Genomic DNA, 22,941 nt, shown 5'->3' with positions numbered 1-22,941 from the left:
TTTCAATGAATAAAGGAAAGGTTTGGATCAATCTCAGAGATAGCTTTTGGTTTCTCCCTACGATATACAGTATCCTTTCAATCATTGCTGTGGCGATAACCGCCCTCATCGATCAATGGATCATATCAGAATATAAAAACAACATCCCTTCTCTCTTTTTGACGAAGTCTTCAGTTGCTCAAACTTTATATGGGTCGATGGTGACTTCCATCTTAACAATGACAACGATTAGTTTTTCGACCATTATGGTTGTACTGACAACGTACACTACACAGTTTTCACCACGGACCCTGCAGGATTTCATGAAGAGTCGTGTGACCCAACATGTGCTGGGTGTGTTTTCTTTTGGCTTTATTTTCTCTCTCATCAACCTGTTTCTAATAGGGAAAGAACCGGGCTTAGGGTTGGTCAGTCCTCTCTTCACGGTTATCGTCTCCATTATTTGTTTAGCATTTTTCATATTGTTCATTCATCATTCTTCACGATTCCTGAAAGTGAATAACTTAATTGGCGCAATTAGAAAAAGCACATCAACTCTCATCGCCAAAACATTTGAGGAAAAAGATTATCAAACAGCGACGGAATGGGATGACAGCGAGCTAAAAGCATTAGACCGCTCCCAGGCACATGTGATACCAGCTCAGAAGTCGGGGTATGTACAAAGTGTTCAGTACGATTCTCTTATTAAGTGGGCAAAAAATCATACCCTCATTCTTGAAACAAGCTTTTTAATGGGAGATTACATTCAAAAAGGAATGCCCCTCTTTTATTATTGGAAGGATGCGGACAGTGAACTTACAAACCCAAAGGAATGCACAGCTTATGTTTTAATTGGGAATGAACGGATTGATACACAGGATGTCGAATTCTCTATACAAAAGCTAGTAGAGATTGCAGTGAGAGCCATCTCACCAAGCCTGAACGACCCCCATACCGCGACAAACTGCATTAACCGGATTGGATCCCTGCTTATAGAACTGGCGTCGGTTTATGAACCGATCCGATACTACATCGATAATGATGACCAACTTCGTTTAATTGCCCAGCCGAAATCCTTTGAAGAGTATCTGTATAAGAGCTTTTACCAAATAAAAATATATGGCTATCATGATATATCTGTCATGAATAGTGTCCTTGAATCTTTGTATAAAATTGCCGCTACGCAGTCACAAGCTGTCCAAGAAGATGTTTGGACATTCAGCAGCACAATCATCAACGCTGTAAAAGTAGAAGAATTGGATGAACTCGATTTCAAGAGGTTCAACAACGAAGTGGAAAAATTAGCAGAAGCTTGTAACAAAGACTTCAGCTTACCAAACTCATAGAAGAATACAAGCTCAGGAAACCATGAGCCTGATGTCATCATTTGTCCCCATTGAATCTTATAGACCATAAAAAAAGCGAGCATTCATAATGAATGCTCGCTTTTTTAATTAGTGATTCCGATTGGGCTCGAACCAACGACCTCCACCCTGTCAAGGTGGCGCTCTCCCAGCTGAGCTACGGAATCGTATGTAATCATAAGTATTTGCTGACAAGGAATAATATACTACGAAACACTAAGAATGTCAACAATCTCACACTACATTATATTTCTGCCTCGCTTAACTAGAGCTCCCCTTTGTGGAAGACTCAGTTTCGAGACTTTTGGTGAATGGAAGGGGGCTGCGGGGAACAGCTCGCTTTCCGCGGGACCGCGGTGAGCCTCCTCGGACTGCGTCCTGTGGGGTCTCACCATGCACTTTTTCCCCGCAGGAGTCTCGCCATTCCCCTCCGCCCCTTTGCCATATAAGTATATCGAAACCACTTTAACCACTTCCGGAATAAGCCGCTTTTATGCCCATGGTAATTGGAGGGGAATGAACTCCTAAGGACGCTATTCTGCACACGAAAAGCCTGTTATAGAGTGCTTTATGCTTATAACACCAGGATAGTGGAAGGCACCCTCCCACAGGAATGGGGTTCGTTTCTCACCTTCATGGAATGGGGTGGTTGGGAAGCTGCGAGACTCCCGTGGGAGAAAGGAGATAGGCGAGATCCCGCAGGACGAAGTCCGAGGAAGCTTGCCACTCCCCCACAGGAAAGCGAGTAGCTTCCCAGCCACCCCCTAACGCTTAACACGGCAAACGAACCCCGAAAAGTCTCGAAATCGAGTCTTCAACAATCCTGCCAGTTAGTGAAACAATCTTATAAATATAAAAGAACATTTTACCTGAAAATCCCACCTATCATCTTTTCAACTTTTTCGACAATTATATGATAAAATGAATAGTGGAACGTTTACACGAAAAATTTATTGGGAAATCCTAAAGGAACTTTCCATGCTGTGAGGAGGTGGTAGGAAAATGGGTAGAGACGGATCCATGACAGAATACACCATTGATAGTCAATACTTACAGGAGAAAATGACACTGAGGGTGTACACTCCGAAGAATTCTTCTCCATTATACAAATACCATTTCTGTATCATGCAGGATGGAAACGATTATTACTCGATGGGACGCGCGGCCACATTGAGTGATAAACTCCATAAAGAAGAAAAGATCGAGAACACCATTTTCATTGGCATCCATTACAATGACAAATATGATCGCCAGGACAAATACCATCCAGACGGAAAGAAACAAGCAGAATACGTCAACTTCCTTATTCGCGAAGTTGTACCTTTCCTGGATGAGGAGTTTCCTGGTTACTGCATGGGGCGCGGACGAACACTTGTCGGTGACTCTTTAGCAGGCACGCTCGCTTTAATGACGGCGGTGAAATTCCCGAACATCTTCGGCAATGTCATCATGCAGAGTCCTTATGTGGATGAACATGTCAAAGAGGTCGTGCAATCGACCAAAGAATTTTCTTCCTTGACCATTTATCATACCATCGGAATGGAAGAAACAGATGTCGAAACGACAGAAGGAGCAAGAAAGAATTTTCTTGCTCCTAACCGTGAACTGCGCGAGTTTTTGAATCGCCAGCCGCTTGCCTATACGTATCATGAATTAGATGGTGATCATACATGGGGCACATGGCAGAAGGATTTTGAACGTGCTTTATTGAAGATGTTTGGTAAGGAATAGCGATATAGAAGGAAACAGGAGGTTAGTCCAATGAGATACGGAATAGCAGTTTTTCCATCAAAAAAAGTACAGGATGTGGCGAATTCATACCGCAAGCGTTATGATCCCCACTATGCGTTGATTCCGCCACATATCACGATGAAAGAAGCGTTTGAAGCAGAAGAAGAAGAAATTGAGAACAAAATCATTCCTGAATTGAGCGAGATTGCAAAAAACACGCAGCCTTTTTCGTATGGTGTTTATAAGGTGAGTTCTTTCTCACCCGTCACAAATACGATTTACTTAAAAATTGAACCTTCCGATGAAATTTTTGAATTGAATGACAAGCTGCATGCAGGAGAACTTCCAGAGGAGAAAGATTTTGCTTTTGTCCCACATATCACAATTGCCCAAAAGCTTTCGGATGAAGAATTCTCGGATGTATATGGCAGCCTGCGCATGCTGAAATTCGACTTGAATGATAAAGTCGACCGCTTCCAGTTGCTTTATCAGCTTGAAAATGGGGCATGGAGTGTTTATGAAACATTCCGACTCGGCAAAGGGTGATAGTCCGTGGACATTGTGAAGGTTAAGAATAAACAGCAAAAAGACGACGCTTTCTACGTTAGACGCGTCGTCTTTGTAGATGAACAACAGGTTCCCTTGGAAATAGAAATTGATGAGTTTGATGATAGCGCCATCCATTTTGTTGGATATGAGGGGAAACAGCCGGTCGCCGCTTCCCGACTACGCTTTGTTCAAGGATTTGGGAAACTTGAACGGATTTGTGTCATGAAGGAACACCGAGGCCAATCATTCGGAAAACAGATCATCGAGTCGATGGAAGAAGTAATCCGTGATTATGCATTTGACAAGGCCAAATTGAATGCCCAGACCCATGCAGAGGCTTTCTATGTGTCTCTTGGGTATGTGACCATTTCAGACCCATTCATGGATGCCGGCATCCCACACGTGACGATGGTGAAAAAATTATAAAAAAATGATAAACGAAAAAACTCCGGGCTTCCGGAGTTTTTTCGTTTATCCTAAGGTCCTTTTGTCTACAATGAACCGTATAGGCTACAGGTAAGGATCGTGAAACGCTATGGAGTACTTACAAATTACTGTGGAAACATTTTTTGGTTTTGCTGCACTCTTTGTTATGACAAAAGTGCTTGGGAAATCGCAGATCACACAAATTACCGCTTTCGATTTCATCGCTGCTCTCGTCCTTGGGGAACTGGTCGGTAATGCTTTGTATGATAAAGAAGTGGGAATCCTGGATATCGGTTATGCCATTTTATTATGGAGCATACTCATCTACTCAACCGAGATGATCACAGAAAAGTTTAAAGGAACACGAAAAATTTTAGAAGGAAGTCCTTCCCTCGTTATTTATAAAGGAAAAATCGATCGAAATCAGCTGAAGAAAAACAAGCTGGATCTTAATCAACTGCAGCATTTGTTACGTTCGAAGGATGTTTTCTCGATCCAGGAAGTTCAATATGCGGTACTCGAAACGGATGGCACCATTTCTGTCCTGAAGGCTTCCCAGTATCAAAATGTCACTCGTGACGATATGAATTTAGCCCCTCAACCTGTTCCTCTTCCTCGGACCATCATCAGTGATGGAGAGGTCATTTGGGATAATCTCAAAGAAGCTGGTTTTGATGAGAAGTGGCTGAATGAACAGCTAAGAGCACAAAATTTTACCGATCCTGCTGAAGTCATGTACGCTGAACACAAAGAAGGCGAGCCGGACTTATTCGTTATTGGTCTGTAATATAAAAACTCCACGTATTGTTCATGATGCGGTCCTCCACGAGGCCCGCTTTTTTTAATCCGATTAAATAGGCAGTGACCGCCGTTCTGAATAGCAGCCATTGTGACAAACCCTGAGCTTCAACGTTGTAGTGTTCACACATAGCCCTAACGAGGACCTCGTGCGCCGCCGGGCCTTCTTCAGCAAGGTATTGATGCAGCCATGCGGACAACTGCTCATGGTAGTCCATGTTGTTTTGTATCGTCAAGGTAGGAGAAGCCTCGAACTTGCCATGACCAGGAACCGCCCCCCTGCATGGAATTTTAGTGAGGCGGTCCAAACTATCCAATGCTAAACTGACATCGGTCAAAAAGGGAATCTTATGTTTTTTTAGTGTCTCCACACTAAAATAACTGTCAGCCGCGTAAAGAATGTCATTAATTTTCAATGCCAACTGGTGATAACTATGACCAGGAAGATGGTAAGCTTCCGCTCTTAAAGCACCAAACACTACCTCCCCTTCTTCCACGACCTCATCCACCCTTATAGCTGGCCCTTCTAAAAATTTGTTATGTAACTCTGGGAGCGGGTCGTTCCCTCCGAATAAATAAAGAGGTTCCAGACCAGGATTTCTTAAAATAGCTTCTTCAAACACAGGGGCGACGGTATGTACATTGTACTTTTCCTGAACAAACCGAGCCCCTCCGTAATGATCTGCATGGGCATGGGTAATAAAAAGATGCGTCAACGGGAGCTTTCTTTTCTCTAGCTCCTTGATCACCTTTTTCACGGATGAAACATCGATCCCTGCATCGATGAGTAACCCATCCTTCCCTTGATGTACATATCCAATATTGACGGAACTATGATAGTAATAACAACATTCATCCAACTGTTGAAAAGACATATCCACGACTCCTTTAGCTTTTTCATACAGTTTCGCTAAAGTGACGCCCTTTTCCTGTCATATTAGAAAGAATCTTCTCTGTACCGCTTCTTTGAAGTGAAGGTTGTACGCTGTTGACAGCATGGGTATTCCTCGGTATATGGATCGATCTTCCACGCTGGTCTTCCACACGATCTTGATTGTGCTTCATTTTATGATCCAACGTAGCTTTGAACACTTTTTCAAGGACAAAAGGTGAACGTTCATGCTGGGTCGTTCTGGTTTGATAATCCTGATACTGATAATGATTCACAGGCAGAATATATCCCATATCGACGCCTCCTTTTTTTATCTATACCCTTTTTTCCTACTCAAAGAAACGCTCCATTTTCCCCATCTGTTTGGTCAGAAATTTTTCCATGTCCGTCATCCGCTTCGAGAAACGACGATCCCATGCCTGAAAGTCCTTTTCCCACTCGTTGAATTTCTTCTCAGGTTGTTTGATGATTCCATTCATTTTCGACGTTTCCACATCGATTTCCTTTAAAACTTCAAACAACGTCTTTTCCTTTTTATCCGTCATTGTCGATCGACCCATGTATAGATGATGGATTGCAATCCGGCAAGAGCGAGCAATAGCACCAACCACTCTCCATATGGAATTACTATATAGAAGAAAAGCATAATTAAAGCAGACCACACACCGACACACCATTGACAACTCAATCCTTCACCGATAAAACCCTTCGGTTCCACCCATTCTTCTTCGACGCCGTGCTCGTTTTGGATGACCTTTACGTCAATAAAAGGCCGTCTGAACCATTCCATGATGTAATCTCTGACAATGAGACGTGTCAGACGGAAAGTGGCAAGTGCCAGCAATACAATCTCCATCACACTTAACATCATTCTCCTTCTCTCCCATGAAGAAAAAGCCACTACGTTCCTTGTAGTGGCTCACTCTTTATTTTCTTAAAACCAACGAAATCCCCCACGGCGGTCGGAAGATTCATCATCACGACGGCGGTTTCTTGAACTACTTTCATCTCTTGCTTCTTCTTCTCTACGTCGTCTCGGTCCGCCGAAAAATGGATCGACACGGTCGTCTCGGTCATGACGGTTATGACGGTCGTCACGCTGGGGCTCGATGACGACATTATCCGCTTTAATGACAAGGTCTTTCACATGGATGACCTTCTTTTTATCAGACATTCCATTCACTCCTTATTCGAATTCACTTCTAATCTATGGTGTTTGCCCCTGTTGGGTATAGTCTCCTGCCCATGAAGGACAAAAAAAGTGCGGATTCAGAGAAAAGAGACAAATGCCCACACCGACACGGACACATTTCATATTCTAGTAAAGACAATACGTCAATGCGTATGGAAAGGGGAAATTAGAAAATGAGCTGTGGAAAAAGACACGATTCAGGTTCATGTGTGATTGATATCCTTAAAGATATCGTCGATGCACAGAATGATGTCATGCACGATTGCACGACAAGCTGTGAGCGTTCAATCGCAGACCTTTTAGGTGACACTGGTGGAGGTTCCGGCTTCGACACGGTTCCTGTCATCCTTTACTGTAAAGATGGATGCACACCTTTTAAAGGCTACGGATCAAAACGAAGTGGCGACGATTGCGAAGTGAAAGGAAGCTTCTTCTTCAGAGTTAAATCTGTCGATCACGATGGTTGTGCCATCCTTGAACTTCTTTTTGCTGACCGCTGGCATGATGACGACGAGGATGAGGTTGAAGGCTCACGCCGTCACAGAGGATTCGATCCAAAATCACCAGCTGATCAAAGCTGCAGAAACCTTCGTGCTTCAGGAATCTGCATTACAGTAGACTTGAACTGCTTCTGCCACGTAACATGTCTCCCGGCAGCAGCAACTCTTTAAGATTCATAAAAAACCGCGCACAGATGCGCGGTTTTTTCATAACTTTACTAAAACCCTAGAAGTCTAATATCTTGAATGGCCTCAAATGCTATCTCCCTCTGAAACGGACGCTGAAAAACTTTCATATGCACGACACCACCTACATAATCCGTAATGTACCCTCGGTAGTTTTCTTCCTCTGTCATTACTTCACATTTCATTTTCGGCACGTGAGGGGAAAGATTGAAGAAATATAAAACTTTTTCCTCTAGCGTCATGTCATGGAAGCGCTGCCTTCGATCTCGAGGTGCATCCTTTTCCACCTTTTCTTCTGCACTTACAGCTGAAGCGTCTCCACCTCTCTCTTCTCCACTCATTTCAGGTTCATCCGATGTTTTCAATTTTGCAAGCTCTTGACGGTGGGGGGAGTTCTGACTGCGCATCCGTATTTCGCGCTCAGTCGATGGAGCTTCTGCTGGAGGCTGTTCTGTCTTCTCTTCTGCTTTAGAAGATCGCTGACTTCGAAAGCTGGTTTGCATTGGAACTTCTGCTGGTTTCAAGCCCTTAGGCTGGACAATATAAAGCATCGGCTGCTTAGCAAGTCGCTTTTCATCTGCCATCAAGATCTCTCCTTTTCCATTCGGTCATCATTATATATATATGCCCAAGTCACAGACCATGTTCACTTTTGTCCTCATTTGACAAAACCTCTCATGGTTTTACACAAATTTAACAGAACACGGCGATTCTTTTATCTTACGATTGTTATGGTAGGTGTAGACCATTGTTTAGGAGTGTTTTCATGAGCCTTGCTCAACAACGAGAACTCAAGTCATCAGAAGATGTCCTCACTTCATACATGAATGAGTCATACATGACGATTCTTTTATTCCGGGTTTCACCCATGCCGTTTTGAAAAATACAGGGTTGAACCCGGACCAGATCGTCTTTGAAATTACCGAGCACTCCGCCATTTCTGATTTTCAAAGCTTCCGAAAACTTCTAGAACATTATAGGAAACAAGGATTTAAAGTGGCGATCGATGACGTCGGTGCAGGTTATTCCTCTCTTCAAATGATTTCTGAATTGAAACCGGACTACCTGAAAATCGATCGGTCCCTGATTACCCATATCGATCAATTCCGTGAAAAACAATATATGGTGGAGGCTTTACAACATATCGGAAAGAAGTTAGGTGCAGGGGTTATTGCTGAAGGGGTGAAAACCGAAGGCGAGTGTCTTCATTTAATTCAAATGGGGATCTTCCTTATGCAAGGTTATTATTTTGCAGAGCCTGACTATCCTCCTCCCCCGCTGCCAGTGTCCATTTCTGAACAATTGAACCTGCAAAGAAATAGTCAAATGTTTCCCTTGAAAATTGGTGAGCATACCACATTTTTTGAGCTGATGACATGGATCATGGCTTATCAAGGAAGCTATGATCACCACTTCGCACTGATCCATGTTCCTAATAGAAAAGAAGTGCTTCCATTAACGGAAGTGGTGCGATTTGTTGCCTCCCACGGTACAAAAAAGAAAGAAACCGTTTGGCCACACCTTCGAAGCTTGTTCACATGACAAAACCCCTTTTCTACTCTATGTAGAAAAGGGGTTTTGAGTTTAGATTAATAAGCGACAATGCTGAATCCGGAGTCCACGTGAATCACTTCTCCGGTCACACCGCGAGATAGATCACTCATTAAATAATACCCGGTGTCACCTACTTCTTCTTGAGTAACAGGACGACCTAACGGCGCACGTTCCTCAATCACTTTAAGAATTTGATTGAAATCACCGACGCCTTTAGCGGAAAGTGTACGAATCGGACCAGCGGAAATGGCATTTACCCGAATGTTATGTTTACCAAGATCGTTAGCTAAGTATTTGACGCTAGCATCCAGACTCGCCTTCGCTACACCCATGACGTTATAATTTTTCACGACTTGTTCTCCACCAAGATAAGTAAGGGTTACGATACTTCCTCCATCCGTCATCAACGGTTGAGCTGCACGAGACACCGCTGTTAGAGAATAAGAGCTGATGTTGTGAGCAGTGAGGAAACCATCGCGACTTGTGTTCAAGAATTCATCTTTCAATTCTTCACGATTCGCGAATGCGATACAGTGGGCAAGGCCGTGAATCGTCCCTACATCTTTACCGATTTGTTCAAACGTCTGGATGATCGCTTCATCGTCTGTCACGTCACACTCATACACCAGTGACTCCTCGCCACCTTCCAAAGTATCGGCAAGGTCCTGAACCGACTTTTTGAAGCGCTCCGATGCGACTGTAAAAATCAAACGCGCTCCAGCAGAGTGAAGTGAGCGGGCAATCCCCCAGGCAATGCTTCGTTTGTTCGCCACTCCCATGACGACATAAGTACGTCCTTCTAGTGAAAAGTTCATATTGAACACCCTCCTTGAGGTAATAGAATCTAAATTAGTATTTGTTATTAGTACCTGCTCCTATTTTAAACCATTAACTTTTGAAAAACAAACCTCCCTTTATCCTTTCCCTATTTCCACTCACATAAGCCCATTCTCTATCCAAAATCAGGATATCGAAGTTCACCTTTTTCAATTAAATGACAGGATTGTGTAAGACTTGACTTCGAGACTTTTATTGAGTTTGTGGGGCTACGGGAAATAGCTCGCTTTCCGCGGGAGCGCGCCTGAGCCTCTTCGGACTCCGTCCTGCGGGGTCTCACCTAGCACTCTTTTCCTCTTCAATATCCGGTTCCGGCGCCTAGCGGCTAGTGAGACTTCCCTCGCTTCTGTACGATAAGTCAACATCGAATCACTCCGTTCTTCGTGTTTCCTTTATCTCCGCCAGCTCAGTCCAGTCCATACGCCGCTGATCGAGGCGCCTGCACACTTAAGGTAGGAGTCTCGCCATTCCCCTCCGCCACTTTACCATATCAGTGTCTCGAAACCACTCCTTGGATAAGTTAGCTATCCAGCTTGATGGGAGTGTAAGAATAAACTCCCATGTCCAGGTTAATGAAAGCTTGATACAGAGCGATTTATGCTTCTAAACAGCGGGGTAGTGGAAGACAATCCAATTTGGCAAAGGGGTTCGTTTCTCACATTCAACGAATGGGGTGGTTGGGAAGCTGGGAGACTCCCGCGGGAATGGACTGGCTGGAGAGACCCCGCAGAGCTTTAGCTCGAGGAGGCTCTCCGCCATCCCCGCAGGAAAGCGAGCTGCTTCCCAACCACCCCTGACTCTCAATATGGCAAACGAACCCCGGTTATTTCGAAACTGAGTCTTCCACAATCGGTAGCTACACTTTAAAGGAAGATAAAAAAACCGCTCATTCTCGTGATGAGAAGGAGCGGTTTGAGGGTTAACACCATTCACAATATTCCAGTTCCATTTTCAGTTCTTCTACATACTCATGAGAGCCTGTAACGATCAGACGGTCACCCATTTTCAACTCTGTATCCCCGTGAGGAACGATGGAGTCTTTTCCGCGGAAGATACGGACCATGATGACATCTCCGGTGAATGGAAATTCACGAAGATGGATGCCGTTATAGACCGAGTTGTTCATATTGATTTGATAGAGCGCACTATCTTGTTTCGTTAAGATATCTACAACATTTGGTGCTTCGATCATCGCTTTCAGGAGCGCTTTGGAAGACAAGAACACGGAGAACACATTGATATTGAGATCTTTCATTTCCTGAGATAAGTCTGGGGACTCTACTCGGACAATGACGCGTTCCACCCCTTGCTCTTTCGCAAAGCGGGCAATCTCAGCATTTCGTTCTTCGTCACCCGTTGAAGCGACAATCAAGTCTACTTCAAAGACTCCGAGTTCCTTCATTTTTTCGACATCATAGCCATCTAACTCTTTGATATCAAAGCAATTACGGCTGATGCGTTCATCAATTTTATCCACTTTTGTATGATAAAGGTGAGTCTCATATGCATGAATGTCCAGTTCTCGAACAACCGGTAAGGTCATGCGGTTAGAACCGATAAAGGAAACGACCGTCTTACGGTCTTCGTCTTCAAATCGTCCATAAACCTTTTTGAAGACGATCGGTGCCACTAGACATGTCAGGACAGCCACTAAGATCAGGGCGCCTTCCATTTGGTCATCGATCATTCCTTCCCGCTTCCCGATGGCAGCTGCCGCAATCACAAGAGAGAGTGTGGAAGTAAGGATAAAACCTGATCCAAAAACGGTTTTCTTATCATACCACTTACTCAATATTAAAGCAGGAACAATCTTCGAGACGAGTAAGGCGATAAATAACAGTGGAATCAATATGAGCACACGTGAATCAGTAAATAGGCTCCAAATATCAATTTCCACACCAACCATAACGAAGAAGATTGGAATTAGGAATCCATAACCGAAACTGTCCAGACGCTTGACCATCTCTGGGTTAGGAGACAGCAAGGAAACCAGCGTACCTGCTAAGAAAGCACCAAGGATATTCTCTGCTCCAACAGTCTCAGATAAGGCGACAAGCAGAAGGATGAGTGTGAACACAGCACGTGTATCGATCTGGATCGTCCCTTTGGCCATCGTCTCCACGAACGACTGATGACGAAACTTTTTGCCGATGTAATAGAAAAGGACACCCGCTGCAAAAAGTATGAGCAGTAACCATGTGTTTCCACCGCTCTCTCCATAAATGGATACGAAAACAGCTAACAAAATCATGGTCACCAAGTCGGCGATGACCGCAATGAGGAGGATGGTTTGACCAATCGTCGTCTTCATCATTTGGGCATCCTTCAACGTCGGCACGACTACACCTAATGAAATGGTAGAAATGATCAGTGTCATCAAAAAGGCATTGTCAATGAAACCTGCCAACACGAATAAATAAGAAAGTGCCAGAGATATGACGAAGATCCCAATGAAGACAGTGGTCGCCACCCATACTGGGTTCGGAGCACCTGTCCCCTGGTTTTCCGGCTTAGCTTTCTTCTTTCTACTTGCAAATATAGAAAAATCAATTTCTAATCCACTGAGGAACATCAAGAAAATGAACCCTAATGTAGACAAGATCTCTAACCAGCTTCCTTGCTCTACAATATCAAATCCACTTTGACCGATGATTAATCCTACGATGATTTCTGCTACTACAACCGGAATGATATTCAATTTAAAACGGTGTAGTAAGATGGGAGTTATGAATGCTGCGATAATTACAATAACTAGAGAAGTTACTGATGCACCATGTTCCATACTCGCCCTCCTTCCTTAAATCAATAAATTCATGAAAGCTGTCGCGAGTCCAAAGTAAATCAAAATGGAGATCAAGTCATTCACCGTTGTAATGAATGGACCTGAGGCAACAGCTGGGTCGATCTTTAAACGATGCATAAGAAGGGGAACGAGAGAGCCAGCCAATGTTGCTACAACCAAGGTCATAAAGATGGACAATCCGACTAATACGCCTAAAAAGAAGTTTTCATGCCATATATATACAATGAGAGTGATCAATACACCACAAGAGAGCCCAGTAATAATACCGGTTCCTGCTTCTCTCATCATCATTTTCCATTTTCCTTGCTTTTCAATTTCCCCGGTAGCAATACCGCGGACAGCAACGGCTAGTGCCTGCGTTCCAGTATTTCCTGCCATTCCGGCAATCAGCGGAATAAAAATAGCGAGGATAGCTACTTGATCCAAGGTGTCCTCAAAACGCCCAATGAGACTGGCTGTCAGACTTCCCAAAAAGAGGAGAATGACAAGCCAGGGCAAACGCTTTTTGGCTGAGGCAAAAGCATTGTCATCAGGGCTGTCAACGTCAGAAACGGCCGCAAGTTTAGAATAATCATCACTTGCTTCTTCTTCCATGACGTCCATAATGTCATCGACGGTAATGATTCCAAGGAGATGGTCCTGGAAATCAACGACCGGTAAGGCAAGAAAGTCGTAGTCGCGCACCATACGTGCCACTTCTTCCTGGTCTTCACCGACTGAGACCGATACCACTCGTTCATTCATAACGTCGGATATCAGCCATTCTTCTTCAGATATAATCAAATCCCTCAACGAAATAACACCGACGAGCCGTTTATCTTCATTAATGACATACGTGTAATAAATCGTCTCGGCGTCCGGGGCTTCTGTTCTCAGATGAACCATCGCTTCCTTGATCGTCATACCGGCTTTAACGACAACAAATTCTGTTGTCATTATGGAACCAGCGGTTTTCTCTTCATAATGAAGCAGGTCTTTGATTTCGTCAGCTGCATCATCATCCATGATCGTCAAGAAACTCGCCACTTTATCTTTATCTAATTCGTTTAAAATATCAACAGCATCATCCGTTGACATTTCAGCGAAGACTTGCGCAGCAAAAGTCGGTTCCATTTCAGTAAAGAAAGGTTCAATCTCATCATAGTCGATGTGCTCCATGACATCTGCAACCTCTTCTGGAGAGAGGTAGGTGTAAATTTGCATCCGGATTTCTTTATCCAAATCTTCAAAGATCCGGGCCTGGTCATATGGATGCAGTTCGAGAAATTCTGCACGGAACTGGTCGATGTGATCATTGAACAAAGCATCTTTAATATTCGTCCAAACTTCTTGGCGCTCCTGGTCATCTAAGTGTTCCATAAGCAACCCTCCCCAGTGTCTATTTCGTTTTTGACCGTTTAATCTTAATGGCGATACACATGTTTGTCAACGAAAGTCACTCAATTTTTAACAGCCAAATTCCTCACATAAATGTAGTTTAACAGAAGAAATCCAGGTTAGGGAATAAACTCCCCGTATGTTTAGTATTACGAAGGCTTGGGAAAAATATCTTCCATATATAGGACAGCATCAAAACAATTATTGAATAACAAAAGGAGAATGACCATGAACTACGACATAATCGGGGACGTCCACGGCTGCTTCGATGAGTTAAAACAACTGTTTGAAGAACTCGGCTATGAATGGAGCGAAGGTCTCCCGCAGCACCCCGAAGGAAGAACTCCTGTGTTCGTGGGAGATATCACTGACCGGGGCCCCTCATCCGTGGAGTGCATAACCTTCGTCTATCGTCTAGTTACAGAAAAAGGAGCCCATTATGTCCCGGGAAATCATTGCAACAAATTGTATCGTTTTTTTCTAGGGAATCCTGTCCAAGAAAAGCATGGATTGGAGACGACCGCTGCAGAATACCGTACCTTATCTAAACAAGAACAGATGGATGTAAAAAAACAATTCAAGCATTTGTATGAGCAATCCCCTCTGCACTTAATTTTGGAAGATGTTGATGCTGTTGTTGCTCATGCCGGGATCCGCGAGGAAGACATCGGTCATAAAAGTAAAAGTATCGAAACGTTCGTGCTCTATGGGGACATTACTGGTGAAAAACTGCCGGACGGTCGTCCCGTCAGACGAGACTGGGCCCAGCATTACACCGGAGATCGATGGATCATCTATGGACATACTCCAGTCCGTGAACCCCGTTTTGTTAATAAAACCGTTAATATAGACACAGGGTGTGTGTTCGGAGGCAAGTTGACCGCTTTTCGACTGCCTGAAGAAAAAATCATCAGTGTACCATCAAGCATGCCTTTCGTAGAAGAAAAGTTCAGATATTAAAAAGCAGGAGCACTCGTGGCTCCTGCTTTTTAATAGAATCGAACACATGCTTCTCAAGCAAATTCTTCCCAATGTTTCGGTGGTTCTGATGTAAAGGTCATCTTTTTCTTCGTCCATGGATGAATGAAATGAAGCCGCTCACAATGCAAGGCCTGACCATCCATCCCATCTACTTTTTCCCCGCCATATAACGTGTCACCAGCTAAAGGATATCCCCTATGAGCCATATGGACACGAATTTGGTGCGTCCGACCGGTGAGGAGTTTAAAGCGGATTCGGGAATAATTTTTCTCCTGATTAATCAGATGGTACTGAGTTTTTGAAGGCTTTCCCTCTGGAGATACAACTCTTCGGATGATGGAGTCTTCTGCACGGCCGATTGGCTCATCAATCAGGCCTTCCTTTTCACGAAATTCTCCTTCGACAACCGCAACGTACTGTCGTGAAATCAAGTCCAATTTCTTAGTTAGAAGCCAATGACTATAGGCGTGTTTAGCAATCAACATCAATCCAGAAGTATCTTTGTCCAGCCTCGTGACAATATGGGCCGTACAGGGGTACCCTCTTTTTTCATATTCAAAAAGCAAGTAACTTGCAATTGAAGGCTCTTTTTGGTCAAAAGGAGGTACCACTGGGATGCCTGCAGGCTTGTCGAGGACCATGACATCATCATCCTCAAATACGATCGGTAAAGTCCCCTGGTGAGGAAAGATCGCTCCTTTTTCTTCTTCAGGAAAAACGAGGAGGACTTCATCCCCTGTATCTAACGGGCGCCACATCTCCACCTGAGTTCCATTTATGAATACCATACCGTCCATCCGAACTTTCTTGAGCAATTGTCGGGAAAACTCACCCGCCTGTAACAGAAATTCCCGAATGGAGTAACCAGCGTAAGCCTCTGTCACCTGCCACCTCTTTGTCACATTAGTCTGAGTAGTCATCAGCTACAAAGGAGTCGTGGACACGTTTCCAGAAAGGAAATGGACGGAACCTTGCAAATCGGACTTTTTCTTCGGCCACGCGGCATTGAATCGATTTTACGTCTTTATAGGTACGAGTGATGTGATCGATCGTAAAAAGAAAACTGCGGTCATGCTTCGGCTTGAACATGCACGTATGATGACTAGGTAAAATCAATGGAGACCCAATCGTTCGGAACACACGGTTATTGATCGAAGCCATTTCAGCAATTTGGAAGGCTTCAAGAGAAGGATGCAGAATCGCTCCTCCCAGCGCTTTATTATAGGCGGTACTCCCGGATGGTGTAGACACGCAAAGACCGTCTCCACGGAACGTCTCGAAATGGTCTCCTTTAATTTCAATGTCCATAACCACCGAACCTTCTGACGTTTTGATCGTACACTCATTCAGCGCAAGGTAGCGGTCCTCTTCTCCCCCGCTTTTCGGGCGGATGGTAACTTCAAGGAGTGGATATTCGACCACCTGAAACGGTGTCTTCGCAATCTCAATGATCAGCTTTTCTAATTCTTCCGGCATCCAATCTGCATAAAAACCGAGGTGGCCGGTATGTATTCCTATAAAAGCTGTTTTATCCAATCGGTGAACATACGTATGGAAAGCCTCCAGCAATGTGCCATCCCCACCGACAGAAATGGCAAGATCTGGTTCATCTTCATTGTATTCCAACTTGAACTCCGTCAAGTAGTTCTTGATTTTCGAACGGATTTCGTTCGATTTTTGATCACCTTTAGAAAGGATCGAGAACTTCATCGTCCACCCACTCCTTTAAGTTTTTCTAGGGTTCTTTTTTTGTTCTTCTTTTCTTAGAAACGCTCGTTGTGCTTCTTGGATCTCGCTTTTTATTTTGGACATCTCTTCATCGAGCTGAAAGGCAGCCTCACCGGCACGTTTGAGACGTGATTTGATTTCTGATGGTATTTTCCCCGAATACTTATAATTTAATGAGTGTTCATTGGTCGCCCAAAAGTTCATGGCAAGGGTGCGGATCTGTATTTCTGCCAATACTTTTTTCTCTCCATGAATGGTTTCCACCGGGTAACGAATAATGACATGGAAGGATCTATACCCACTATCCTTTTTCCTTGAAACGTAATCTTTCTCTTCTACGATTTCAAAATCATGGCGGTTCCGAAGCATGGTGACAACCGCATAAATGTCATCAACGAATTGACAGACCACTCTCACTCCAGCTATATCCTGCAGTTCTTCTTCGATGTTTTCAGGATTAATGGCTTTTCGTCTAGCCTTTTCAATAATGCTTGATTTCGGCTTGACGCGTCCGGTTACAAATTCGATAGGGGATTGTTCTTCCTCATATTCAAACTGCCGGCGCATGCCTTTTAATTTAATTTTTAATTCTTCCACAACTTGTGCATAAGGTGCTATAAATATATCCCAATTCATCAAGCAACCACCTTTATGTATCCAATCTTCATAGTAAATATGTGCGTTTTGTTCATCATTCATTGTATCATAAAGTTAGCCTGCAGAATAAGCAGAGCGCCTGACATTATACTACGATCAGGAGGTCTTAACCATGGCACAGGAAATTGAAATCGAGTTTAAAAACTTATTAACAGAAGACGAATATGAAAAGGTTTATCATTTTTTACCATTCAAATCAGTTGAACTCATGGAACAAACCAATTATTATTTTGAAACAGAAGACCTAAATCTAAAGCAGCAAGGAGCCGCTTTAAGAATACGTCAAAAACAAGGTCAATGGACATTGACGCTGAAGCAGCCACATGCAGAAGGTCTGCTTGAAACTCATGATCCGCTTACAGAAGAAGAAGCCAATCTTTGGATTCAAAACAAAATGACAGAAAAGCCTCATGTATCCAAGCAACTGGATGACCTTGGTATATCCCTTGAAAATCTTCACTACCTCGGTTCTCTTACAACGAGACGAAAAGAACTTGCCTACAAAGAGGCTACCGTCGTCCTTGACCACAGCCTTTATTATGACAAGGAAGATTATGAGCTGGAAGTAGAAGCCGGTTCTAAAGAGACCGGGAAAAAAGTGATCGAAGAAATCCTGCATGTATGCAATATTCCGAACCGTGAAACAGATAATAAGATCAAACGTTTCTACGACAGAAAGCGACTGCAATCAGAATAGTTGCCGTTCTCTAGCCCTCATTGCTAAAATGATGAACAGACAGGAAGGGATGCTATGCAACAACGAGAAACGTTTTTTGAGGAAATTGGTAAAGAAAAAATCGATGAGCTTGTCGAAGCTTTTTATAAACGTGTGAGTGAACACCCGGATTTAATTCCGATCTTTCCGGACGATCTTACAGAAACCATACGAAAACAAAAGCAATTTTTAACCCAGTTCTTCGGTGGCCCTCCACTCTATGTGGAGGAACATGGTCATCCGATGTTACGGGCAAGACACCTGCCTTTCAAAATCACACCTACAAGAAGAGATGCATGGTTATCCTGCATGTCCGGTGCCATGAATGAGGTTGATATTCAAGAACCGCATCGTTCTTTTATGTTTGAAAGGCTTACGATGACAGCAAACCATATGATGAATTCACCAGAAGATGAGAAAGGAGAATCGATGTGAGTTGGAAAAGTTTAAACAGTGACAGTGATACAACTGGAACAGCGAGCGGTTTTTTCGATTTACTGAAACGACCGATTGAGATCTATGTTTTTATTGATCCCTTATGCCCCGAATGCTGGTCACTGGAACCCTTCCTCAAAAAGCTCACGATCGAATACGGACGCTTCTTTACTCTCCGGCCGATCATCAGCGGGAAGCTATCTTCTTTACACCAGAATAAAATAAAGAAGCCTGAAAACTTGAAAGAGGCGTGGGACAAGACCGGGTCACGTACAGGCATGTGCTGTGACGGGGATGTATGGCTCGAAAACCCTGTATCCTCCCCGTTTGCCACAGCTCTTGCTGTAAAAGCTGCTGAATTACAAGGAAAAAAGGCTGGAATGCGCTTCTTACGAAAAGTACAGGAATATGTTTTCTTGGAAAAACAGAACATTTCAGATGAATCGGTTTTAATCGAGTGTGCTGAAAAGTCCCGTCTTGATGTTTCTGAATTCAAAAAAGATCTCCATGGAGAGGCTGCACGAAGAGCCTTACAGTGTGACTTGAAATTAGCTCATGAGATGGATGTGGATTCCACTCCTACCATTGTCGTCTTTAACGAATCAGAAGAAGATGCTGGCTTGAAAATCACAGGATTATACACGTACGACGTTTATGTGAAAGTGTTGAAAGAAATGCTACAAAAAGATCCAAAGCCAGGAATAAAACCAGCTTTGGAGGATTTCTTGCAACACTATCGCTTCGTTGCCAACAAAGAAATAGCGGTTGTGTATGACTGGACAGAACAAGAAGCGAAACGAGAAATGAAAAAGCTTGTACTGAAACAAAAAGTGCGGGAAATCCCCGTGAAGCATGGAGCTTTTTGGCAATATATCGAAAGTTGATTAAACTCCCGGAAGCGGGAGTTTTTTCTTTGGCAAGGAGTCATGCGAATCCATTCCTCTCCATAAAATGAACCATGGAGGTGTGTGTGGAGATGAAAATTTGGGTAATCCTATTTTTCATAATTAGTATTTTATTTCTTGCTGCTTTCCACTTGTTCGCACTCATGAATTTATATCCCATTTACATCAGTTCGCCCTTATTGTTCATTGCGATTTATCTCATTTTATCCATACCATCCCACAAGAAAACATTTCGCGGCTTTAAATAAAGAAACCCACAGAACCTTTTATTCTGTGGGTTAATCTGTGTTATTTTTTCAAAAGTTGTTCCATTTCATTTAATTTTTCTTCAAAAACATCCAATGCTGATAATATGGGATCTTTCGATGTCATATCGACTCCAGCCTGCTTTAGGACCTCAATCGGATAGTCACTGCTGCCCGCCTTCAAGAAGTTTTTATAGCGTTCAACCGCTGGTTCTCCTTCTTCAAGGATTTGTCCTGCTAATGCCTGTGCGGCTGCATAACCAGTAGAGTACTGGTACACATAATATCCCATATAGAAATGCGGAATACGTGCCCACTCAAGACCAATTTTTTCATCAATGACGATATTCTCGCCAAAGTATTTCTTATTTAGCTCATAATAAATTTCTGTCAGTTTTTCAGCTGTCAAAGCCTCGCCGTTCTGGGCTTGAACGTGAATCTCGTGTTCGAATTCCGCAAACATCGTCTGGCGGAAAACCGTACCACGGAAGCCTTCTAAAAAGTTGTTCAATAAATAAAGCTTCTCTTTTTCACTATTTGTCTTCTTAATCATATAGTCATTGAGAAGGGCTTCATTACATGTAGAAGCTACCTCTGCCACGAAAATGGAGTAGTTACCGTAGCGATATGGCTGGTTTTGATGCGTATAATAGCTATGAAGAGAATGGCCGAGTTCATGAGCTAACGTAAATAAATTATTTACATTATCCTGCCAGTTCATAAGAATATATGGGTTTGTTCCATAATGGCCGGATGAATAAGCACCGCTTCGCTTCCCTTTATTCTCCTCTACGTCAATCCAGCGATTTTCAAACCCCTCTTTAACGATATTAACGTATTCTTCACCCAACGGCTCCAAGCCTTTGATGACCAAGTCCTGAGCTTCTTCGTACGTAACTTCCATCTCTGCATCTTTCACAAGTGGAGTGTACAAGTCATACATATGAACTTCATCAAGGTCCAGCACTTCTTTTCGAAGCTCTGCATAGCGATGCAAGAGAGGAAGTCTTTCGTTTACTGCTTCGAGCAAGTTATCATAAACCGATTCGGGGATATTATTGCTATCCAGTTTGGCTTGTCTTGCCCGGTCATATTTCCTTACAGACGCGTTGAAATTGTTCTTCTTCACATGTCCTCCGAGTGTGGAGGCAAATGTGTTCTTGAACGACCCAAACGTATCGTACATGGCATCAAACGCAGATTTTCTCACTTCCCGATCATCTGACTTCAGAAAATTGATATAGCGCCCGTGAGTTAGATCGACCTCTTCTCCTTTTTCATTTTTTATAGTTGGAAAAGTGAGATCCGCATTATTTAAGGCACCGAAAGTTTGTGAAGGGTTGGCACCAATCTCAGAAAATCCAGCCAACAATTTCTCCTCTTTCTCACTCAATACATGAGCTCGTTGGCGTGTGATTTCATCGAGTGTATGTTCATATAGCTCTAAGGGCTCATAAGATTCAATAAAGCTTTTCACTTTCCCTTCAGGTAGAGCGAGAATCTCTGGAACGATAAAACTCATAGCCGAGGCGATCTTCGTGTATAAGTTCTCAGCCTTTGCATTCATCTCCTGATAATGAGCATTCGTTGTATCCTGGTCATTTCTCATATGGGCATAAGTGTACAACAAGCCAATTTTATGTGAAATTTTATCTTGAAAGGAAAGAAGCTCATATAGCTGTTCCGCCGATTCCCCCAGTTTACCCTGGTACTTTTCTAATTCAGGAAGCAGCTCCTTCGCTTCTTCTAATTCTTTATACCATTCTTCATCTGTGGCAAACATGGCTTCAAGGTCCCATGTTTTATCAACAGGTATATCTTCTCTTTTTGGTAGTTCTTTCGCAGACGACATTCAACATCCTCCTTCAAAATAATTCGTCACCCTAAAAATTTCTCGATTGAGGTGCAAATCCCTTCTTAAATCTTAATTCTTTGTAAATTTTTCAACTGTTCCAACGTCCTACGGTCATCTTCCAGCGCATCCTCCACTCGTTTATGGAAGGGGACCTGTTTGCTCTTGATATAATTATTCTTCCCTGTTTTTTCTATGATATTTAATTGAGTAAGTAAGTCTAAATATTGTTGGCTTAAATGAGGGACATATCCGTTTGGAGTCGAAGAAATCTTCAGGAAGGGAAATTCGATAGGAGAACCTATAGGAAGGTGAAAGAAATGATCCAGGAAAAGACGGGTTTGCCATACATACGGCCTCATTACAGATTGAACTTGGGCGGGCACAGGCAAATAACAAATACTCGGGATTAACGAGAAGTGATAACCCCTTAAGTAAAGATACTGACGATATTGACGTTCTTCAGAACTTACCTGACTCTGATAAACCGTCCGATTTTTATACCATAATCTCTCTACTTCTCTTAAGAAATGCCCTTCTCCGTGACTATATGGTACAGAGGAAAATAACTGAGCAAAACTAAGATTAGTTAAAGATGAGGAGAAAGTATTAGCAAAGACCCGGCGTCCACCTGCGGATTTGGCATTTGAAAGCACGCAGATGATATTTTTTGAAGCATGAAAGAAATATAAGTGATAATCATCATTTAAGTAATAAAGGAAAGAGCGGGTAAAATCACTGAGAGAACAATGATTGGAGTTTGAGGATTGAAGGTGTTTTGCACCAAGAATCCAGAGAGGAAAAATTCCTGCGTCCCAGTAGGAGAGGGTTCGTTTTTTGATTTCGCGCTTGGGGACAGAAGCACACTGATACTCAATCGCGATTTTCTTATCATTGACCATTAAGTATAAGTCCGGTCTTTGTCTAATCTCTGGCAAGTACTGCTCCAGCTGAACCTCATACCCTTGATGCTTCAACCATGTAAACAACTGCCATTTCCCTCGATCATGTTCGACAGTCTCCCCTCCTTTTAGCACAGTACAATTGCTTTTGGGAAGATGGGAAAAGTGAGGAACCGTCCGTGTCCCCGACCGTATTTGCAACATTTCATGACAGACAGGACAAAAATAGGGGTTCTTCCTTGCCAAATTTATTTCCGCTTGCGTCAGCTGGTACAAAGATTGTAAATCTCCATTTGTATCTAAAGCATACAACACCTGCTTGATCACCTCCTA

The 22,941-nt window shown here is 43.1% G+C and carries 25 protein-coding genes and 1 tRNA gene; 11 read left to right on the top strand and 15 right to left on the bottom strand.

Features of this window, described 5'->3' with window-relative positions:
• The first annotated feature begins 5 nt into the window (after window positions 1-5).
• Entirely contained in the window at window positions 6-1,325 is a 1,320-nt protein-coding gene (locus ACJA3J_RS06810) for a DUF2254 domain-containing protein (RefSeq protein WP_089653969.1), read from the top strand.
• A 112-nt stretch (window positions 1,326-1,437) separates the two neighbouring features.
• Here the strand turns inward: ACJA3J_RS06810 and ACJA3J_RS06805 are convergent.
• Window positions 1,438-1,510, bottom strand: a tRNA-Val gene (locus ACJA3J_RS06805).
• 835 nt (window positions 1,511-2,345) lie between these two features.
• Here ACJA3J_RS06805 and ACJA3J_RS06800 point away from each other — a divergent pair.
• The 4 genes from ACJA3J_RS06800 (at window position 2,346) to ACJA3J_RS06785 (ending at window position 4,836) form a co-directional block, all read left to right on the top strand.
• Window positions 2,346-3,074 carry an alpha/beta hydrolase gene (locus tag ACJA3J_RS06800; protein WP_406945833.1) on the top strand — a complete coding sequence of 243 codons (729 nt, stop codon included), beginning with the start codon at window positions 2,346-2,348 and terminating at the stop codon, window positions 3,072-3,074.
• A 30-nt stretch (window positions 3,075-3,104) separates the two neighbouring features.
• Window positions 3,105-3,620: a 2'-5' RNA ligase family protein gene (locus ACJA3J_RS06795; RefSeq protein WP_089653965.1), complete on the top strand. Its 516-nt coding sequence runs from the start codon at window positions 3,105-3,107 to the stop codon at window positions 3,618-3,620.
• A gap of 6 nt (window positions 3,621-3,626) precedes the next feature.
• Complete coding sequence (locus ACJA3J_RS06790; RefSeq protein WP_089653964.1) at window positions 3,627-4,049, top strand: GNAT family N-acetyltransferase; 423 nt, start codon at window positions 3,627-3,629, stop codon at window positions 4,047-4,049.
• A 109-nt stretch (window positions 4,050-4,158) separates the two neighbouring features.
• The gene (locus ACJA3J_RS06785) at window positions 4,159-4,836 is read left to right on the top strand and encodes a DUF421 domain-containing protein (RefSeq protein WP_089653963.1); all 678 of its coding nucleotides are present in this window, start codon (window positions 4,159-4,161) and stop codon (window positions 4,834-4,836) included.
• Here the strand turns inward: ACJA3J_RS06785 and ACJA3J_RS06780 are convergent.
• From ACJA3J_RS06780 to ACJA3J_RS06760, 5 genes are all read right to left on the bottom strand, one after another.
• A complete protein-coding gene (locus ACJA3J_RS06780) occupies window positions 4,823-5,722 on the bottom strand; it encodes an MBL fold metallo-hydrolase (RefSeq protein WP_406945832.1) in 900 nt (299 codons plus the stop codon). The two genes, ACJA3J_RS06785 and ACJA3J_RS06780, sit on opposite strands and share 14 nt — an antisense overlap.
• A gap of 22 nt (window positions 5,723-5,744) precedes the next feature.
• Window positions 5,745-6,032, bottom strand: a complete 288-nt coding sequence (locus tag ACJA3J_RS06775) for a hypothetical protein (RefSeq protein ID WP_089653961.1) — start codon at window positions 6,030-6,032, stop codon at window positions 5,745-5,747.
• A 36-nt stretch (window positions 6,033-6,068) separates the two neighbouring features.
• Window positions 6,069-6,284, bottom strand: a complete 216-nt coding sequence (locus tag ACJA3J_RS06770) for a hypothetical protein (protein ID WP_089653960.1) — start codon at window positions 6,282-6,284, stop codon at window positions 6,069-6,071.
• Complete coding sequence (locus tag ACJA3J_RS06765) at window positions 6,281-6,610, bottom strand: DUF1360 domain-containing protein (protein ID WP_244157241.1); 330 nt, start codon at window positions 6,608-6,610, stop codon at window positions 6,281-6,283. Before ACJA3J_RS06765 ends, ACJA3J_RS06770 begins: the two co-directional genes overlap by 4 nt.
• A 63-nt stretch (window positions 6,611-6,673) precedes the next feature.
• Complete coding sequence (locus ACJA3J_RS06760) at window positions 6,674-6,913, bottom strand: hypothetical protein (RefSeq protein ID WP_089653959.1); 240 nt, start codon at window positions 6,911-6,913, stop codon at window positions 6,674-6,676.
• Between the two features lie 191 nt (window positions 6,914-7,104).
• Between ACJA3J_RS06760 and ACJA3J_RS06755 the strand changes: the two genes are divergently transcribed.
• The gene (locus ACJA3J_RS06755) at window positions 7,105-7,602 is read left to right on the top strand and encodes a CotY/CotZ family spore coat protein (RefSeq protein WP_089653958.1); all 498 of its coding nucleotides are present in this window, start codon (window positions 7,105-7,107) and stop codon (window positions 7,600-7,602) included.
• Window positions 7,603-7,649: 47 nt separating this feature from the next.
• Here the strand turns inward: ACJA3J_RS06755 and ACJA3J_RS06750 are convergent, their stop codons facing one another.
• A complete protein-coding gene (locus tag ACJA3J_RS06750; protein ID WP_406945831.1) occupies window positions 7,650-8,201 on the bottom strand; it encodes a CotO family spore coat protein in 552 nt (183 codons plus the stop codon).
• Between the two features lie 250 nt (window positions 8,202-8,451).
• On the opposite strand from ACJA3J_RS06750, the gene ACJA3J_RS06745 reads away from it, so the two are divergent.
• Window positions 8,452-9,159: an EAL domain-containing protein gene (locus ACJA3J_RS06745; protein ID WP_406946279.1), complete on the top strand. Its 708-nt coding sequence runs from the start codon at window positions 8,452-8,454 to the stop codon at window positions 9,157-9,159.
• A gap of 47 nt (window positions 9,160-9,206) precedes the next feature.
• Here ACJA3J_RS06745 and fabI read toward each other — a convergent pair whose 3' ends face one another.
• The 3 genes from fabI to mgtE form a co-directional block, all read right to left on the bottom strand.
• A complete protein-coding gene (gene fabI / locus ACJA3J_RS06740; RefSeq protein ID WP_406945830.1) occupies window positions 9,207-9,986 on the bottom strand; it encodes an enoyl-ACP reductase FabI in 780 nt (259 codons plus the stop codon).
• A gap of 941 nt (window positions 9,987-10,927) precedes the next feature.
• A complete protein-coding gene (locus ACJA3J_RS06735; RefSeq protein WP_406945829.1) occupies window positions 10,928-12,790 on the bottom strand; it encodes a monovalent cation:proton antiporter family protein in 1,863 nt (620 codons plus the stop codon).
• Between the two features lie 15 nt (window positions 12,791-12,805).
• Window positions 12,806-14,170, bottom strand: coding sequence for a magnesium transporter (mgtE, locus tag ACJA3J_RS06730; RefSeq protein ID WP_089653953.1), 1,365 nt, complete (start codon window positions 14,168-14,170; stop codon window positions 12,806-12,808).
• Between the two features lie 246 nt (window positions 14,171-14,416).
• On the opposite strand from mgtE, the gene prpE reads away from it, so the two are divergent.
• Window positions 14,417-15,148, top strand: a complete 732-nt coding sequence (gene prpE / locus ACJA3J_RS06725) for a bis(5'-nucleosyl)-tetraphosphatase PrpE (protein ID WP_089653952.1) — start codon at window positions 14,417-14,419, stop codon at window positions 15,146-15,148.
• A gap of 53 nt (window positions 15,149-15,201) precedes the next feature.
• Here prpE and ACJA3J_RS06720 read toward each other — a convergent pair whose 3' ends face one another.
• The 3 genes from ACJA3J_RS06720 to ACJA3J_RS06710 are packed head-to-tail and all read right to left on the bottom strand — an operon-like array spanning window position 15,202 to window position 17,533.
• Window positions 15,202-16,053: an RluA family pseudouridine synthase gene (locus tag ACJA3J_RS06720; RefSeq protein ID WP_406945828.1), complete on the bottom strand. Its 852-nt coding sequence runs from the start codon at window positions 16,051-16,053 to the stop codon at window positions 15,202-15,204.
• Between the two features lie 19 nt (window positions 16,054-16,072).
• The gene (locus ACJA3J_RS06715) at window positions 16,073-16,879 is read right to left on the bottom strand and encodes an NAD kinase (protein ID WP_089653950.1); all 807 of its coding nucleotides are present in this window, start codon (window positions 16,877-16,879) and stop codon (window positions 16,073-16,075) included.
• A gap of 15 nt (window positions 16,880-16,894) precedes the next feature.
• Window positions 16,895-17,533, bottom strand: coding sequence for a GTP pyrophosphokinase family protein (locus tag ACJA3J_RS06710; protein ID WP_089653949.1), 639 nt, complete (start codon window positions 17,531-17,533; stop codon window positions 16,895-16,897).
• 133 nt (window positions 17,534-17,666) lie between these two features.
• Here ACJA3J_RS06710 and ACJA3J_RS06705 point away from each other — a divergent pair, with 133 nt between their 5' ends.
• From ACJA3J_RS06705 to ACJA3J_RS06695, 3 genes are read left to right on the top strand one after another with little or no spacing between them, the layout of a single operon-like run.
• Window positions 17,667-18,251 carry a CYTH domain-containing protein gene (locus ACJA3J_RS06705; RefSeq protein ID WP_115895138.1) on the top strand — a complete coding sequence of 195 codons (585 nt, stop codon included), beginning with the start codon at window positions 17,667-17,669 and terminating at the stop codon, window positions 18,249-18,251.
• Window positions 18,252-18,305: 54 nt separating this feature from the next.
• The gene (locus ACJA3J_RS06700; RefSeq protein ID WP_115824142.1) at window positions 18,306-18,704 is read left to right on the top strand and encodes a globin; all 399 of its coding nucleotides are present in this window, start codon (window positions 18,306-18,308) and stop codon (window positions 18,702-18,704) included.
• Window positions 18,701-19,588 carry a ClpXP adapter SpxH family protein gene (locus tag ACJA3J_RS06695; protein ID WP_406945827.1) on the top strand — a complete coding sequence of 296 codons (888 nt, stop codon included), beginning with the start codon at window positions 18,701-18,703 and terminating at the stop codon, window positions 19,586-19,588. The genes ACJA3J_RS06700 and ACJA3J_RS06695 overlap by 4 nt, the downstream gene beginning before the upstream one ends.
• A gap of 309 nt (window positions 19,589-19,897) precedes the next feature.
• Here the strand turns inward: ACJA3J_RS06695 and pepF are convergent, their stop codons facing one another.
• On the bottom strand, window positions 19,898-21,706 hold the full coding sequence (gene pepF / locus ACJA3J_RS06690; protein ID WP_406945826.1) for an oligoendopeptidase F: 1,809 nt from the start codon (window positions 21,704-21,706) through the stop codon (window positions 19,898-19,900).
• Between the two features lie 65 nt (window positions 21,707-21,771).
• Window positions 21,772-22,920 carry a competence protein CoiA gene (locus tag ACJA3J_RS06685; RefSeq protein ID WP_406945825.1) on the bottom strand — a complete coding sequence of 383 codons (1,149 nt, stop codon included), beginning with the start codon at window positions 22,918-22,920 and terminating at the stop codon, window positions 21,772-21,774.
• Window positions 22,921-22,941 lie beyond the last annotated feature (21 nt).

The sequence above is a fragment of the Halobacillus sp. SY10 genome (genome assembly GCF_045401165.1).
GTDB classification, from domain to species: Bacteria; Bacillota; Bacilli; order Bacillales; family Halobacillaceae; genus Halobacillus; species Halobacillus aidingensis.
This window is presented reverse-complemented; position numbering and strand designations above follow the sequence as displayed.